Genomic DNA, 16,890 nt, shown 5'->3' on the forward strand with positions numbered 1-16,890 from the left:
AATCAAAGAAAATAGAATGATGCTACTTTTGAATACTTTTCATGATAAAGTCCACTAGAGGTTGTGGATCGGCCAAACTATGCGGGTGATGATCTACTCCGGGCTTGGGGATCAGGGTGATGTTACCTCCAGCTTTTTTGAATTCCTCTGCCAATAAATAGGTGTTTTCCATATAAGGAACCACTTTATCAGATTCCCCAAATACGTGAATGACAGGGATCTTTGCTTTGGCAACTTCAATGCTGGTATAAATCGGAATTCCCCTAAACTCCCGAACCGAAGCTGAATCCAATCCATAAGCTTTAAGTGCTTTCTCCCAATCTCCTGGGCTACCTTTTCCGGCATATAATCCTCCTGGCCAACTTTTGATATCACAAACGGGGGCATCGGCATAGATTGAAAATACTTTGTCTGTGTTCTGCGCTGCCCAGTTATAGATAATCAATCCGCCTCGGCTCATGCCTTCCAAAACTACTTTGGGGTTGAGTTGAAATTCGGCCCGGCAAAAGGCATAGAAGTCATTCCAGCGCTTTACAGCTTCTTCATTTCCATATAGATCTGCGACATCTACATAGACTACATGAAATCCCATGTCCAATAAAGCTCGATCCAGTTGCGGTTCATGGCCCCAGAATCTCGCTCTCCAGATCCAGTTTCTGGTTTCATTTGCCTCCTTCGGAAAAACGATCTTGGCCTCATGTCCTTGGAAGGTGAAATATCTAATCGTATAGGCATCAAACGGGGCATTCTGTGCCATTGAGTTGCTGATAATCACAAAGGTTAGGCTGAGAAAAAGTAGGGTTTTGAGCGTGTACATATGATTTCAACTTGGGTTTTAAGTGCCTCAAGATAAAGGTTTTCTGGGATAAGAATTCGCCTAAAACTGACCTGCTATAAGGCTGTGGTTTGTTTTATTCAATCTTTAGGTGAAATGAATATAGAAATCGTTCCTGTAGACAGATTAAATTATTTTTGCACTTTGACCAGATCGGAATATTTCATTTGCAATGCCGAGCAAAACAAGCTAGCTTTTAACTATGCAAAAAACTTTTCGAAATACGACCATCTTGATGGTTCTTATTTTTTTAGGGACTCAGTGGGGTTTTTATTCCACTTACACCAGTCAGTTTCCAACGTTCGAAAATGCCACGCCTACAATACATGTACACGGTGCATTGCTGATGACTTGGCTAGTGCTTTTGGTACTCCAACCTGCGCTTCTTTATATGGGTCGCCCAAAGCTTCACCGAAGTATAGGAAAGGTTTCTTGGGTGCTAGGTCCTGCCATTATTATATCCCTATATCTGATTGGACGGCATGGCTATTGGCGGGCTATCGAGTTCGATGTGCCTATGCATGATGCGCTCACATTTATTGCTTTGGACTCCCGTGGGCTGATATACTTTACTGTTTTTTGGACCTTGGCGATGGTCTACCGCAAAAAATCTCAGTACCACATGCGCTACATGATTGCTACTGGACTATTGGCCATTGGGCCAGGTATTGGTCGCGGTATTTTATTCAGCTTTGATGCTAGTTTGGGCATGGCTATGACCATCTCAGATTTGCTTGTTTTATTGATTGCTGGCATTTTATTATTTATAGATATAACTGGCAAAAAAAGTAATCGTGCCTCTCTCACCATTTTCTTAATATTCATAATCTATATGACGCTTTGGCAAATAAGAGATACCGTTTTATGGCAAAGTTTTGCACAGCATTACGCTAATATTTTTTACTGAGATTAGGTTCCGAAAAATTGGTTTGTCCAGATGGCCATTCCATTTTCAAAATTTGTCGTATCTCTAAATAAGTAGGGTTGACACATTCCAAAAAACTCCTTCAGATTGAAACTATTCATTTTAATTTGAAGGAGTTTGTCCATTCAGATAGGTATTGAAAAATGGCAACAGCTCGGTGAAAATCCTTCCTTCGAAACCATCCAGCATATTTCCATGGTCGCCAATGTATTCTTCAGCAAAATGATGGATTCGGTACGATTCCAATTTCTTGCTGAACTCTAAACTGGTGTAAGGGATATGGGAAAAGTCCTCATTCCGACCCCAATCTATTTTCAATGCTGTAAGGCTTCTCAACTGGGGGAGATAGTCATCAATCATGTAATAAGGGAACTCTGCTTCCCATTTTCTGATTACTTCCGAATTGTAAACCACACTGTCATCTAGGTATGTAACGGGAAAATCTGCTTTTAGCTCCTTATTTGAAATGTTCGGTGAATAAACCCGTGCCATCGCAGTGAATACCGCCGCAAAAAAACCATTGAATTCACCAGTTTGACCAGACTCTGCCAGGCCTTGTAGTATCGCTTCTTCATCATTCAGTTGGCTGATGCGCTTGAATGCAGGGTTGGAAAGAGAAAAATCTCCATGCCAATTCAAAACAGCAGGACTGAGTGAATAAACAGCGCTGAATGTGTCCGCAAACAACATCCCTACCTTAAGCGCACCATTTCCTCCCATCGAATGCCCACACAACCCTCGACTGGCACGGTCAGGAATAGTTCTGAAATTCTCATCCATATATTGGACTACATCTTTACCGATGTAATCTGCCCAATTTCCTGAACCTTCTGAGTTGGTGTAAAAACTACCCTGCATCCGCGTGTTGCTATTTGGAGCAACCACGATCATAGGTCGCATCTTACCAGTCTTGATGGCTTCATCGAGTAATCGCTTAAAATCAATCCACACACTCATCATCACGGTGTCTGTGCCTCCATATCCATGCAGAACATAGATTACCGGGTAGCGGTGATTTCCATTTTCATAGCCCTGAGGCAAGTAGATTGATAATTGGCGTAAGGGATCTTCTCCTGCTTCATTGTTTTGTAAAGAAGCTGCAAGAAATTCCCGCCTTTCTAAGTTGCCCTGAGCAATACCTGCGAAAGAAATGCTAAGAAGGAATAGGCTGAATACTATCTTTTTCATAGTAATATGTTGTTATAGATTCACTGGATCTAATCTAAGTTCAACATTTAATTTCTTATGTTTTATATACTTTAAAATTTCTTAGAATAAATCCCTAACTATTCAAAATATTATGTCTTTGCTCATCAGGCTAGATGACCGAAGCGGCCTCAGTGTACTTCCCTAAATAGCATTGACTGTTTGGTTAAAGCATTTTCAACTGAAAACGCTCATTATGTAAAAGGCAATTGTCGCAGCACCAATGACCCAAAGCAACCAGTAAGGTTTTCTTTTCAGCGGATTTTTACCCCAAAATGCCAAAGTCAACCTCATCATTAGAGGACGGTTCTTGGCAATCCAATTGTAGGTGTGATCACTGATCTTTTGGAAGATTGGTGAATATTTATACCATTGATGCCAGTGCTTTTTAGGTTTTTTGAAGTAGTAAAAAGTTCGGAATGCTGAATCTGGACCACTAAATACTGAACCATCGCTCTCGATCAATCGAGATGCTTTTTTGAAATCTTTAAGCGAAATATCAGGAAACTTAGAAGCGGCATCCTGAAAGGTCATGTAGTCCAAACCTTCTGTTTTGCTTTTCCATACGATGATCCAATATTTGCAAAATCCACATTCTCCATCCCAGATAAATAGGGGCTGATCGGGTGGGTGGGTAGTCTTATGGATTTTGGTGAACATGTATACTACTTTTTGAAAAAGATTTAATACTAATTCTACGAGTATAATGGCTAAATGATGTTGCTGTTTATTTAATAGTAAACAGCTGTAAATATCTATTGATTATAACCATCCTCCACTTTCAAGCTTCTCAGAGTATTTTCCAAAATCAACACGCTTGGAAGTTCCTCAATTCCCTGAATAACCAGCTTTGTATATTCTAAGGTGTTATGCAGATACGCGCCTAGGACTATATCTTTATCCCCATCGGCATCCAGATCTCCCACATCCAAAGTCATCCATTTTCCTAAAGCCGCTTCAGGAATGTACTTGGGTTGGAAAGTCATATTTCCTACATTTTCAAAAAGTAAAAACTGATGTTTAGGATTCTCAAGCTCATCGTAAAAAGCAATGGTAGCAAAGTCTAAATCTCCATCTGCATCAAAATCCAACATCATTGCTTTGGCTGCCCCATATTGAGGATAAAACCAAGTCTCTTCAAAAGTACCATTCCGGTTGTTTTCATAAATTCTGAATCCATGATAAGGTTTTGAAACAGCCGAATAATCCCAATTATCTCCATTGCTAACAAGCAAATCCAGTTCTCCATCTGCATTCAGGTCTTGCAGTTCGAAATAACTAGAACCCATCACAGGAGAGAATTTCAACAAAATCTTCTCAGCCTCGAATTGACCATTTCCTTGATTGTAAAAAACAGAAATTCGCTCATTTCCTTGACAGAAAAGCGCTATAATATCCAATTTTCCGTCTTGATTTAAGTCGGCAACTTCTATTTTCCTAGCGCCGGCTCCACCAAGCTCAATAGGAGTAGCAGTTAAATTTCCATCTGGATAAACGGAGATATTTCCTCCATGATGCCCATAATTACAAAGCAAGAAGTCAGGCTTGCCATCCTTTTCTAGATCCTCCCAAACTCCAAATACTGGTCTAGGTAGCTGATCCAGCACTTGAGACCAACTATCAGAATTCAAATCCATTTCATAAAGTCCTCCTTGAGAAAGATCACTTGGAGCAATGGATCCAATGGAAATAATATTGAAAATATTGGGTGCTTTTTTAATGAAATCTACTGCTGGACTGGCAGTCTGGGGAAGGGTGTAAAGTTCATCCGTCTGAACCTTTACATAGAGTTGATTTGCAGTGGCATCGGCAATAAATAGCTCAGATCTTTCCTCATTGATCGCCACCAAGCTAGTTTTTGGGCTTTGTATGCCTTCTATGAAAAGCTTTTTTGCGGTAAAGTTCTGCAGAGGTTCAGGATTTTCTTTTGGGTTTTGTAAAGGCAACTCCTTAGGAGCTTCTGTACTATAAAAATCCACAATCGCTTGAAAATCGGCGACACTGACCGTAGCCGAGGAGGGATAAACGCCAAGTTTTTTGCTAGTATAGATTTCCTCGGAGGATTTGTTCTCATAAACCCCCAAAGTATCCTGCGCAGCTTTTATCCCCATCATTGCTGCCATTTGAGGAAGTACCTGCTGCTTCCAAATAGCCTGAGGCAAAATGGAAGGAGAGGGAAAAGCATGACAGGAGCCGCAGTAGCTTTCCGCCAGCATTTTCCCCTTTAGCGAGGCTTCCTCTTGAGCTTGAGCTATGCAGCACCCCAGAATGGAGAGAGATCCTAGGAAAAAAGATTTTCGAAAAAGAGACATTTCCTACCTGTATCGAAATTATTATGAAGGAGAAGATTCTGATTGCTCAATAGCTGGAACAAATTGCCAAGTGGGGTTTTCGTTAGTTTTCGAATACGCGCCTATTATTCACTCCCATTTCACATACTTCTGCCAGTTATGCTGCTCTTTGAAGCCTAGCACTTCACGGATTTTTAGGTTTGAAAACAAAGCTTCATGTTCTCCCATTTCCCGTGTAATTGGCACACCAGGGAAAAAGGTTTCTGCCAGTTCTTTGGTTGGGATTACTGCACCGTTATGGTCATTTCCTGCATTGAAAATCTGAAAACCCAAACCGTCTTTTTGCAGGCATAAATTCACAATCTGGCCTAAATCACGGGCATCTATATAGCAGAATGCATTCCTGCGGCGCACTTCTGGATTTTTGAAATAATGAGGGAAAAGTTCCGCATACTCATGCGGCTCGATCACATTCCCTATACGTAGGGCATAAATATCTATTCCTGATCTCCGCTGAAATCCTCGCGCGGTTTTCTCATTCACCACCTTTGAAATACCATAACTATCCATAGGATCCACATCATAATCTTCTTCCAATGGAAGTGATTTGGGGTCAGTTTTTCCATCTGAAAAACAGATCCCGTAGGTAGTCTCTGAAGAAGCAATAACCACCTTCTTTATTCCCAGCTTTACAGCGGCTTCTATCACGTTGTACGTACCTACGGTGTTAACTCGAAAAGTTTCATTGTCCGGATTGATGAGGATTCTTGGAACTGCGGCGAAATGCACCACAGCATCGAATTTTGGCACACCATTTCCAGGTTCCAGTTCCTCCAAGTTGGCGTATGAACTCATCGCATTAAACATTTGTCCGGAATCTGTGATGTCTGCAATCAAATTATCAACCCCCGGATGATCCAGCGGTTTTAAGTCAACATTCATCACGCTATGGCCCTGATTAAGCAGGTAAGGGATGACATGTTTTCCAGCTTTTCCTGATCCTCCAGTGAAAAATATTCGCATTTTCTTCATGTATGGTTAAAATTTACCTTTTATTGTTTTTCAATTGTTTGTGATAAAATTGATTTTGATTTCAAACTCATCTTATCAAATTCCAAGTTAGGAAGAATTGAATTAGTTAGCGTAGAGGCTGGCTAAAGCGAACTTAGATTTACCTCTTTAGTGAAATTTCAGGCACTGAATCTTTTTCAACCTTCTTCCGTTATTCTAGCCCTTGCCTGTCAAATTACTCAATTGTGAATTTGAACTTTCATATTTGGCATTGGCAACAGGCAAAAGTATCTTTGTATCCTTAATCTTAAAACGAATCTATAGTGGCAAATAAAACTGTAAAAGTGGGCTTGGTCCAGTTGAGTTGTTCTGCTGATGTGGCAAATAACCTTGAAAAAACAATTACCGGTGTGCGTGAGGCTGCGGCTCAGGGAGCCCAGGTGGTTGTACTTCAGGAGCTGTTCCGTTCTCTATATTTTTGTGATGTAGAAGACTATGAAAACTTCAAACTAGCTGAATCCATCCCTGGTCCGTCTACGGATACCTTTGGAGCTTTGGCAAAGGAGCTTGGGGTTGTGATCGTGGCTTCACTTTTTGAGAAAAGAGCGGAAGGACTTTACCATAATACGACTGCAGTTTTGGATGCAGATGGTACTTACCTTGGCAAATACCGGAAAATGCATATCCCTGATGATCCAGGATACTTTGAGAAATTTTATTTCACACCTGGAGATTTAGGATATAAGGTTTTCCCAACGAAGTTTGGCAACATAGGTGTACTAATTTGCTGGGATCAGTGGTATCCGGAAGCAGCCAGAATCACGGCTTTGAAAGGAGCGGACTTCCTAGTTTATCCAACGGCTATAGGTTGGCACAAGGATCAGGATGGACTGACCAATGACGAGCAGTACGGAGCTTGGCAAACAATCCAGCGCTCTCATGCCGTGGCAAATGGAATCCCAGTTGTATCAGTAAACCGTTGCGGAATTGAGGGAGATATGAAATTCTGGGGAGGTTCTTTTGTTTCCAATCCTTTTGGAAGAGTAGTTTTTAAAGCTTCCCATGAGGAGGAGCAAATTCATGTGGAAGAACTTGATTTTGCCGGATCTGATAGATACAGGACGCACTGGCCTTTCTTGAGAGACCGTAGAATTGATTCCTATCAGCCAATCACCAAGCGATACTTGGACGAAGAATAACCATTCATGACAGATATCTTTTCAATTGCCAAGTCAGGTACAAAAACTCCTGCTGAACTGGGATATTATTTTCCCGCAGAATTTGCTCCTCAGGAATCCATGTGGCTTAGTTGGCCACATAAGGAAGCTTCGTGGCCGGGAAAAATCGATACGATTTATTCCCCATATTCTCTTTTTATCAAGGAGGTTTCCAATGGTCAAAAGGTAAATATCAACGTGGCAGATGAGGCCATGATATCTTTTGCTTTGGCACATCTGGAAAAGGCTGAAGTGAACTTGGAGAAAATCAAATTTCACTTTTTCCCTACCAACGATGCATGGTGCAGAGATCATGGACCGGCTTTCCTGATCAATCCAAAAGCTGAGCAGAAGAAGGTGATTGTGAAATGGAATTACAATGCCTGGGGTGAAAAGTATCCGCCGCATGATCTGGATAATCAGATTCCTATCAGGATCGCCGAGGAATTGGGGATTCCATGCTTTAAACCTGGAATGGTGATGGAAGGCGGTTCTGTAGAATTCAACGGAAAAGGAACACTCTTGACTTCAGAGGCTTGCTTACTGAATGAAAATAGAAATCCGCATTTGAAGCAGGAGCAAATTGAAAAATACCTTTGTGACTTTTACGGGGTGAATCATATCCTGTGGGTAGGTGATGGAATCGTCGGCGATGATACCGATGGGCATATTGATGACATTACTCGCTTTGTAAATGAGGACACCGTAGTGACTGTGGTGGAGGAGAATAGAGCTGATGAAAATCATCAGTTATTGCAGGATAATCTAGATCGCCTGAAAAAAATGCGATTAGAGGATGGGAAACAATTGAATATTGTGGAGCTACCTATGCCTGGCCCGGTCGTTTATGAAGATCAGCGTCTTCCTGCCTCTTACGCCAATTTTTACATTGCCAATGATTCTGTTATCGTACCAACGTTCAGAGATAAAAATGATCAACAAGCCTTGGATATAATTTCTGGCTGCTTTCCTAATCGTAAAGTAGTTGGGATTGATAGCACAGATATTATTTGGGGGCTGGGTAGTTTTCATTGCTTGAGTCAACAGGAACCGGCTGTATAGTTTGCGGTATACAGTCGCAGTGATCAGTCAGGCCTGTTAATATTAATTTCATTGCGAGCAATGCACGGCAATCCAGTCAGCATTAACAGATTGCTTCTTCGTACCTCCTCGCAATGACGTTAGCTTAGAGCGATCTTAATTTCTGCTCTTGTTCGTTTATAAGGAAAATCGTCAACTATGTTTCGAATAATTCCTGCGCTATTTTTAGCATTTTTGATGAGCTCCTGCGCTTTTCAGAATTTACACAGAACAAAAGACATCAACTATGTATTCTCCAATTCCCAAGCGGGTTTACCGAGCATGGATTTGGATGTATATGCCCCTAAAAAAGCTGAGAACCTTCCAGTGTTGGTGTTTTTCTATGGTGGAAGTTGGAAATCGGGAAAAAAGGAGATGTATCACTTTCTTGGAAATAGATTGGCTAGAAGAGAAGTGGTCGTTGTGCTTGCTGATTACCCTTTGTCTCCCGATTATGAGATTCCAGCTATGCAGAAATCAGCGTTGGCAGCGGTGAATTGGACAAAGGATAACATTGCACGTTACGGTGGGGATCCAGATCAAATATTTGTTTCTGGTCATTCGGCTGGAGGGCATTTGGCTTCATTGATTGCTGTGAAAGAAGATAAATTAGAACCTTCGGCGAACGGAAAGAAACTGGCAGGATCGATTTTACTTGATCCAGCTGGATTAAATATGTATGGGTATTTGGAGGAAACGAGTGAAGGTGAAGGGAAGAAGTATCTAAATGCATTCACAGATGACCCAGCCATTTGGAAACAATATTCATCAATGTACTTTTTAACCGATGAATTGACTCCTATGCTAATTTTGGAAGGGGAAAGAACTTATCCTAGCATTCGAGCAGGCAGGGAACGATTCATGAAACGAATAGACGAAAAGGGAATTAAAGATGTGAAGGTGAAAATCTACCCGAAGAAAAAACATATTCCCATGATTACGCAGTTTCTATGGACTGGAAGTAGCGTGTATAAGGATGTGCTGAGATTTATTAAAGAGAATTAAATGATAGAAATTTTTTGTTGGTATAATGCCAACTCCTTAAAATCAATTTCGTTACTTTGTGAAAATGACTATTCTCTACCTAACCAAATTGATTGCATTTGCCAGAAAGCATTCTGATGCGGGCAAAAGCTTAACAACATGGAGAGTGATTGTTGAAAGTTGTCAATGGAAAAAGAATAAAGATATAATTGATAGTTTCCCTACGGCTAAACTCATCAAAGGAAATAGAGCAAGGTTTAAAATTGTAGGCAATAAATATCGATTAATAATTGAAGTTGATTTTGATGATGAGATTGTTGAAATCAGATTTATAGGAACTCATAACGAGTATGATAAAATAGATGCCACTTCCATTTAAAATTTTAAGACATCAATATGCAGACAGACAAAAATTGGTACTTGCTAGAATCTTCTTCTGATTACGAGAAAGCAGTGAACCGATATGAGGAACTTAAGAATGCTGTGAAAGGTAGCAAAGAGCATAAGGAAAAAATGCTATTAGTTCATCTTATAGCTGATTTTGAAAGCAAACAATGGGATCTTCCTGATGTAGATCCTGTGGAAATGATTAAAATAAGAATGGAGGATTTTGGCTTTAATGCTACAACATTAGCCAAAGAATATGGAGATAAAGGAACCGTTAGCAAAGTGCTAAATTATAAACAGTCACTTTCTTTGACAATGATTAGAAAGTTTAGTGACTTATTGAAAATTCCTCCAGCGTGGTTGATTAAGGAATACCCCTTAAAGAATGTTTTATGATCTTTCAGTCATTAATCTGGGAGTGCATTTTTCTGTCCTTTCAATCAATTCCTCAGGACTAATCACAGGAAGGTAGGGTTTTGAAAGTTTGAGGAAATCTCGATCTGAAGTCATAATCGTATCCATGTGGTGATCAAGGCAAATGAAATAGTGTATGGAATCTTCGATGTCATTATGACTGGATTGAATCGCAGAAAGAATTGATTTTTGATTTCCTTCAACTAAGGTGAATTTCTCACAAATCACACCTATTATTTCTTTACAAACAGAAAGCTCCTTAGCCTGCTTCAGGTAAAAAGCACAAGTTTGAATAACTGAGATGGTGACAAAACCCTGAATTTCATTTCCATCTAATTTTTCAAAAATCGAATTAATCAATTCTTGTTTCGGACTTCGCTCCAAGAAAAAATCGAGCAGAATGTTGGCATCAAAGAAGATCTTCATAGCCCATTTTTTTTGCCTTGGCCTTATAGTATTCTTCTTTCCAATCGTAATCTTCTGGAAATTCAACCTTAGATGGAGGCAAGGACTTCATGTATTCCACCAAGCTCATTCCATTTTTCAATTTTGGCTTTGGTTTGATTAGCGCTTCAAAATGCTCCTCAACCAGACTTGAAATACTAGTTTCATTCTGATCTGCATAGGTTTTAATCTTATCCAGCAGATTCTCTTCTATGGTAATGTTAAGTCTCTTCTTCATATTTTATGCGTATGATTACTTAATATACGCATGAATTTATAATCTGTTTTTAACTCATTGACACAAAACTTTTCAACCTTACAACTTTGTAACTTTGCATTATGAAGGATCCACATCCACCACGAATCTCACCGAGCGAAACTCAGGTCTGGACTTCACTTCTTCGGTGATTTTCCACAGATTTTCTTTAAAGATCACTCCTGTATTGCTGCTTCGATCCAATTTGATCAGACTTTCAAATTGATATTGGTTTTTGATTCTGGCGATGATGCCTTTTTCCGGCCCAAGCACGATTTTCTTGATTGGAATCTCGGCCATTCCATGATGTAGATTTAGTGCGGCCTTTTCTGCCACTTTGAAATCTGTATGGCGAGTCGTGATTTTTACCAGTTTTACAAAAGGAGGATAGTAGAATTTCTTCCGATCATGAATTTCCTGATTGAAAAACTCAAAATAATCTCCCTTGATTACCTGGGAATAAATCTGAGTTTCAGGGTCTCGGGTTTGCACAATCACCTGTCCCTGAGCTTCTCTTCTTCCAGCACGTCCTGCTACTTGTGTGATTTGTTGATACGCTCTTTCCCCAGCCCTGAAATCAGGGAAATTTAAAATCCGATCTCCATCCCAAATCCCAACTACCGTCACTCTTCCGAAGTCCAGTCCTTTGGTGATCATCTGAGTTCCAACCAGAATATCCAGATTTCCTGACCCAAACTCATCCAATATGCGCTGGTATCCATGCTTATTTCTGGTCGTGTCCAAGTCCATTCGGCTGATTCTAGCTTCTGGAAACAATAAACTCAAAGATTCCTCAATCCGCTCTGTTCCCATTCCCATGGTAGTGAGTTGCGTACTTCCGCAGGCATGGCAGGAGCTAGGCGTCTTTTCTTTGTATCCGCAATAGTGACAGCGGAGTTCTTCGGAGAACTGATGATAGGTGAGACTGACATCGCATTGTACGCATTGGCCTGTCCAGCCGCAATCTTCGCATTGAATATAAGGAGAGTAGCCTCTGCGATTTTGGAAAATCAAGACTTGCTCTTGCTTGGCCAGTGCTTCTTGGATTCGCTCGCGCAAAATGCGAGTTGTATCCAGTTTGAGAAGGTTCTTTCTCTTGTCTGCTGCCATGTCTGCCAAATGGAATTGCGGCATTCTGGCATCACCGAATCTATGAGTCAATTCCACGTAACCGAATTTGCCTTGGCTGGCATTGAAATAAGATTCGAAAGAAGGAGTTGCCGAACCAAGAAGTGTTCTTGCCTGATGAAAATAGGCAAGCATAATCGCTGAATCTCTCGCCTGAAATCTTGGTGCAGGATCAAATTGCTTGTAGCTCGACTCATGTTCTTCATCGACTATAATCAAACCCAAACTATCGAAGGGCAAGAAAATCGAAGATCTTACGCCGACCACAAATGAGAACCTTCCACTTAGTACTCCATTCCAAACTTCTACTCGCTCATTGTCCGAATACTTGGAGTGATAGACACCCATCTTGCTTCCGAACACTTTTTTCAGTCGCGTGACTATCTGCGTGGTGAGTGCAATTTCGGGTAAAAGAAGTAACACCTGTGAGCCAGAATCCAGAACCTCCTGAATCATCTGGATATAAATCTCAGTCTTTCCACTTCCAGTTACGCCATGAAGCAGCACAGATTGCTTGCTTTCAAATTGATGCTTAATTTCCTCGAAAGCCGCTTGCTGGCTAGTGGAAAGTTGCGCAGGCTCTGACTCTGGTTCCTCTTCAGCTAGTCTATTGACTACGACTTTGAAGGACTCGAAAATTCCGTTTTTGATTAGAGTTTTGAGCGAACTCTCGGAATCTCCTTCTTCCAATAAGGTCGCTTTGTCGACACCGTTGTTATTAGCTTTTGGAAGCTTCATCACCGGGACGTCACGAAGGTATTTAACTAGAATCGACTCTTGTTTTGCTTTACCAGCCAAGGCCTCAAAAATTTCCTGTAATGCATTTTTACTTTCTGCGATCTCAGGAGTCAGCCGAATTCTAGTTTCTACCTTTGGAGTGTATTTTTCCTGCACTTTTTCAAAAATCAGAATTGCTTCTTTTTTGACAAGGCTCTTTAAAATGGGGTGAATACTTTTGATGGAAAGTACTTTTTCGCAGTCATCATAGGAAAGCTCAGGTTTGGAATCCAAAGCGTCCAAGATCATAATTTCCCGATCATCAAGCGGGTATTTGCTTGTTTCCCGATCGTAATTTGGATTGAGCTGCACCTTGCTTTCGCTACTCAAACGAAGGCCAGATGGCAAAGCCGCATGCATCACTTCCCCTATATGGCAGAAGTAGTACTCTGCCATCCACACCCAAAACCGGATTTGAAGCGGATTTACACTAGGCGTATCATCCAGCACTTCCAAAATTGGTTTCGCTTGATAGGCCTGTGGAGGCTTATTATGTACTTTTCCGATGATTCCAGTCAGCACTTTTTTCTTCCCAAACTGCACAATCACCCGAGCTCCAAGGTTAATCTCAGACTGCATGGAATACGGAATGCTGTAAGTGAACATCCGCGGAATCGGGACGGGCAGGATGATATCGGCGAAATTGTTTCCGCTTTCCGGTGGGAATAAATCTTGATCTGAAAAAAGGCTTTCCAAGGATTACGCTAAATAGGGGAGTTGTGAAATCGCTTCTTGATAATTGTTTACAGGTTTGCGGCAGGCATGATCAAAGCACACATAAATTAAGGCATTTCCTGACGGATCAGGAGTTTTGTCTGAAAGAATAGCGGCATTTTCTGTCAAACTTTCTGAGAAAGCCATAATCATATTAGGTGAGTAATTTTGTTGAAATTCCGTAGCCTTCTCCGGAGCTCCCTTTCCAACAATGGCGATTTCTGCCGTTGGTACCAGTTTTTCCAAAAATAAACTTGCCCAGTTACATAGAAATCCTGGCTCTTTCAAAATAAGTTCCTTCATGCCTCCGAGCATTTTTGAAGCGATTTCCGTGTACTTTTCTTCATAGGTGAAAAGCGACAGTCGATGGAGATTCCTTGCCATGATCGAGTTGGAAGCAGGAATTACATTATCGAAAAGCTCTTTTTTATTGGCTATCAGTTTTTCTGCTGTTGGATTGTTGAAGTAGAAAAACCCATCACTTTCATCGTAAAATTCTGCCAAACAGAAATCTGTCAATGACCTAGCAAAATCCAACCATCTAGCTTTACCAGTTGCCTCGAATACCATCATGGAAGCTCGGATCACTGCTGCATAATCCTCCAGAAAACCTGGAGTATAAGCGCTTCCGTTTTTGTAAGCGCGGTGAAGCACGCCATCTATTAGCAATTTGTTCTCGAGGAATTCTAAGTTTCGGATTGCCAACTCCAGCATACTTTTTTCGCCAGTTGCATAAAATGCCTGAATCAAACCTGAGCTCATCAGACCATTCCAGCCGCTGAGAATCTTATCGTCTTTTCCAGGATAAATCCTCTGATTTCGGATTTCCAGAAGTTGCGCTTTTATCTCCTTTAATTTTGATTGAAATTCCACCAAACTCATCCCAAACTCTTTGGCGATGGTTTCTTCCTCTTCTGTTTGGAAAAGTATGTTTACTCCGTCTTCCCAGTTTCCACCTGGCTTAAGGTTGTAGAGTTTGCTAAACCAAGGCAGTTCTTCCGGGATCAATTCTTTCAATTCCTCATAGGTCCACACATAGAATTTACCTTCTACACCTTCAGAATCTGCATCCTGAGCCGCATGAAATCCTCCTTCTCCGTTCAGCATTTCTGCTTCCAGCCATGCAACCGTTTCTGTGACTTTCTCTTTGAAAAACTCATCTTTGCTCACTTGGTAAGCTTTTGCATACAATTCCAGCAGTTGACCATTATCATAAAGCATCTTTTCAAAATGTGGCGCAAACCACTCTCCATCCACAGAATAGCGTGCAAATCCACCTCGAAGCTGATCGTAAATCCCGCCCATTCCTATTTTTTTCAAAGTGAAAAAGACCTTTTCCAGCATTGCTTCATTCTTGCTCAATACGGCATAGTCTAGAATGAAATGCCAGATTGCAGGCATCGGGAATTTGGGGACGCGATTCATTCCACCCCAATCTGAATCGAACTGGGAGATTATCTTGGTAGCGATCTCTGCAAGTTCATCAGCATCCAATTCCTGATTTCCAGCTGAAATCCCATATTTATCAGTTTCCCTACGATTAAGGCTCGTGCCAAATCCTTCTGCACTTTCCGCTAATTGATCCTCATGCTTCTCAAAAGCGTCTGCAATGTTTGAGAGTAATCCTTTCCATTGCTGGTTTGGGAAATAAGTCCCTCCATAAAATGGTTTTTGATTTGGCATCAAAAATACATTTAACGGCCAGCCACCTTGCAATCCCATTGCCTGAACCGCATCCATGTAGATATTGTCAATGTCAGGACGCTCTTCCCGGTCAATTTTGATGCAGACAAAATGCGCATTCATAATCTCTGCTGTAGCCTCATCTTCAAAGCTTTCCCGCTCCATCACATGACACCAGTGGCAAGCCGAATAGCCAATGGAAACTAAAATTGGTTTGTTTTCACTGTTGGCTTTTTCTAGCGCTTCAGGACCCCAAGGCATCCAATCTACCGGATTGTGCGCGTGCTGTAGTAGGTAGGGGGATTGGGAGTGGAGGAGACGATTAGACATTTTGGATTGGACAATTTTAAGATTTGAAGATTGAAAAATTATAGGTTTAAGATTAAGAGTTGGAAGCTGGTAAGGTTGTAAAGTAAGACGCAATGATTTTTAGATCTGCAAATTGACTGGGGTTTTAGGGTAGCCTAATACTAAATCTGAGCTCGTAAATCGTACTTCGTAATTCCCAAATAAATTATTCAAGCTGTTTTTGAACCATCACCATCTCTTCTGAAAAATCAAATTCCTCATTCAATCGTTCCAGCTTTTGGAGAAGATTCTGTAGAAATTTTTGATGCGCCTCACTATTTGGGTTAAGCGGGCGATGGGCAAGTTCCAGTTTGATTTTTTGCAGCTCCTGATTTTTTGCTTGTGTTTCTTGGCTGAAATATGCCTTACTCCATTTTTCCCAGATGTAATTTTCCGCTTTCTCACTCGGATGAATCAGATCTTCCTTGTAAAAGCGATAGTCTCGCAATTCATCTATAAGTATTTCGTAAGCAGGAAAGTAAATGATGTTATGGTATCTTTTTTCTAACTCATTGCAAAGCACGCGGAGTAAGCTTTTGCTAAGTTGGTTTTCTGGAATTCCATCTTTTATGTGGCGGACTGGACTGACCGTTAGGATGATTTTTAAGTTTGGATAAACTCTAGAGAAATTACCGAAAACGTGGCCCAAATGAAGAACCATTGCCTCCAAAGACACGAGTTTCTTGCTAAACTGCTTTTGTGGGAGTTTATGGCAATTGGCCACCCTTCCAAATTCTTCTGTCTCGTAAATCCAGGAGGTGCCAAACGTCAGGATTAAGTGAGTTCCTGTTTCCAGATACTCTTTCACTTCGGCTAGTTTTACGGCATATTTTTGCTCCAAATCTTCCTTAGAAAAACCATGGAGATCAGAATGTGCCCCAAAATAGAAAAACACACCATCACGTTCGATTACCCCATTTTCTTCCATTTTGTCCTGAAAAAGTGCATGATTTAATAGGTCGCCTAGTATCATTGGGTGGAAGATTGTCCCAAAAGGATTGACCAGACAATTCATTTTAGAGTCAATCATTTTTTGACCTATAGTCTGCGCAAAGCAAGAACCCAAACTCAGGACTTTGCTTTGATGAGAGATCGGGAATTGTGATTCAGGAATTATGAATTCGGTGGACCATTGCATACCCGAAATTAAGGATTTGTGATGGATTGTTTTAATCACAGGCTGCACAAAG

Annotated in this window: 16 protein-coding genes; 6 read left to right on the forward strand and 10 right to left on the reverse strand. The window is 40.9% G+C overall.

What is annotated here, in order from left to right; all coding sequences use genetic code 11:
• Positions 1–22: 22 nt before the first annotated feature.
• Positions 23–817 (reverse strand): alpha/beta hydrolase family protein, encoded by a 795-nt coding sequence (locus LV83_RS12170; RefSeq protein ID WP_111611802.1) that lies wholly within the window; start codon positions 815–817, stop codon positions 23–25.
• A gap of 220 nt (positions 818–1,037) precedes the next feature.
• Here LV83_RS12170 and LV83_RS12175 point away from each other — a divergent pair, with 220 nt between their 5' ends.
• The gene (locus tag LV83_RS12175) at positions 1,038–1,742 is read left to right on the forward strand and encodes a hypothetical protein (RefSeq protein WP_111611803.1); all 705 of its coding nucleotides are present in this window, start codon (positions 1,038–1,040) and stop codon (positions 1,740–1,742) included.
• 120 nt (positions 1,743–1,862) lie between these two features.
• On the opposite strand, the gene LV83_RS12180 is transcribed toward LV83_RS12175, so the two are convergent.
• The 4 genes from LV83_RS12180 to LV83_RS12195 form a co-directional block, all read right to left on the reverse strand.
• The gene (locus tag LV83_RS12180; protein WP_111611804.1) at positions 1,863–2,948 is read right to left on the reverse strand and encodes an alpha/beta hydrolase; all 1,086 of its coding nucleotides are present in this window, start codon (positions 2,946–2,948) and stop codon (positions 1,863–1,865) included.
• 195 nt (positions 2,949–3,143) lie between these two features.
• Complete coding sequence (locus LV83_RS12185; protein WP_111611805.1) at positions 3,144–3,626, reverse strand: thiol-disulfide oxidoreductase DCC family protein; 483 nt, start codon at positions 3,624–3,626, stop codon at positions 3,144–3,146.
• Between the two features lie 95 nt (positions 3,627–3,721).
• Positions 3,722–5,278, reverse strand: a complete 1,557-nt coding sequence (locus LV83_RS12190) for an FG-GAP repeat domain-containing protein (protein WP_111611806.1) — start codon at positions 5,276–5,278, stop codon at positions 3,722–3,724.
• A 108-nt stretch (positions 5,279–5,386) separates the two neighbouring features.
• The gene (locus tag LV83_RS12195) at positions 5,387–6,289 is read right to left on the reverse strand and encodes an NAD-dependent epimerase/dehydratase family protein (protein WP_111611807.1); all 903 of its coding nucleotides are present in this window, start codon (positions 6,287–6,289) and stop codon (positions 5,387–5,389) included.
• A 302-nt stretch (positions 6,290–6,591) separates the two neighbouring features.
• On the opposite strand from LV83_RS12195, the gene LV83_RS12200 reads away from it, so the two are divergent.
• The 5 genes from LV83_RS12200 (at position 6,592) to LV83_RS12220 (ending at position 10,332) form a co-directional block, all read left to right on the forward strand.
• Positions 6,592–7,467, forward strand: a complete 876-nt coding sequence (locus tag LV83_RS12200; protein WP_111611808.1) for a carbon-nitrogen hydrolase — start codon at positions 6,592–6,594, stop codon at positions 7,465–7,467.
• Positions 7,468–7,473: 6 nt separating this feature from the next.
• Positions 7,474–8,547: an agmatine deiminase family protein gene (locus LV83_RS12205; RefSeq protein WP_111611809.1), complete on the forward strand. Its 1,074-nt coding sequence runs from the start codon at positions 7,474–7,476 to the stop codon at positions 8,545–8,547.
• A 177-nt stretch (positions 8,548–8,724) separates the two neighbouring features.
• Complete coding sequence (locus LV83_RS12210) at positions 8,725–9,570, forward strand: alpha/beta hydrolase (RefSeq protein ID WP_111611810.1); 846 nt, start codon at positions 8,725–8,727, stop codon at positions 9,568–9,570.
• 64 nt (positions 9,571–9,634) lie between these two features.
• A complete protein-coding gene (locus tag LV83_RS12215) occupies positions 9,635–9,928 on the forward strand; it encodes a type II toxin-antitoxin system HigB family toxin (RefSeq protein WP_111611811.1) in 294 nt (97 codons plus the stop codon).
• A gap of 17 nt (positions 9,929–9,945) precedes the next feature.
• Entirely contained in the window at positions 9,946–10,332 is a 387-nt protein-coding gene (locus LV83_RS12220) for a helix-turn-helix domain-containing protein (protein WP_111611812.1), read from the forward strand.
• On the opposite strand, the gene LV83_RS12225 is transcribed toward LV83_RS12220, so the two are convergent.
• The 5 genes from LV83_RS12225 to LV83_RS12245 form a co-directional block, all read right to left on the reverse strand.
• Positions 10,327–10,776, reverse strand: a complete 450-nt coding sequence (locus LV83_RS12225; protein ID WP_111611813.1) for a type II toxin-antitoxin system VapC family toxin — start codon at positions 10,774–10,776, stop codon at positions 10,327–10,329. The two genes, LV83_RS12220 and LV83_RS12225, sit on opposite strands and share 6 nt — an antisense overlap.
• Complete coding sequence (locus LV83_RS12230) at positions 10,760–11,032, reverse strand: DUF6364 family protein (protein ID WP_111611814.1); 273 nt, start codon at positions 11,030–11,032, stop codon at positions 10,760–10,762. The genes LV83_RS12225 and LV83_RS12230 overlap by 17 nt, the downstream gene beginning before the upstream one ends.
• 99 nt (positions 11,033–11,131) lie before the next feature.
• Complete coding sequence (gene priA / locus LV83_RS12235; RefSeq protein WP_262510739.1) at positions 11,132–13,651, reverse strand: replication restart helicase PriA; 2,520 nt, start codon at positions 13,649–13,651, stop codon at positions 11,132–11,134.
• 3 nt (positions 13,652–13,654) lie between these two features.
• A complete protein-coding gene (locus LV83_RS12240; RefSeq protein ID WP_111611815.1) occupies positions 13,655–15,682 on the reverse strand; it encodes a thioredoxin domain-containing protein in 2,028 nt (675 codons plus the stop codon).
• Between the two features lie 184 nt (positions 15,683–15,866).
• Positions 15,867–16,838: a GSCFA domain-containing protein gene (locus LV83_RS12245; protein WP_111611816.1), complete on the reverse strand. Its 972-nt coding sequence runs from the start codon at positions 16,836–16,838 to the stop codon at positions 15,867–15,869.
• Between the last annotated feature and the right edge of the window lie 52 nt (positions 16,839–16,890).

This window comes from Algoriphagus yeomjeoni (assembly GCF_003259505.1).
GTDB classification, from domain to species: Bacteria; Bacteroidota; Bacteroidia; order Cytophagales; family Cyclobacteriaceae; genus Algoriphagus; species Algoriphagus yeomjeoni.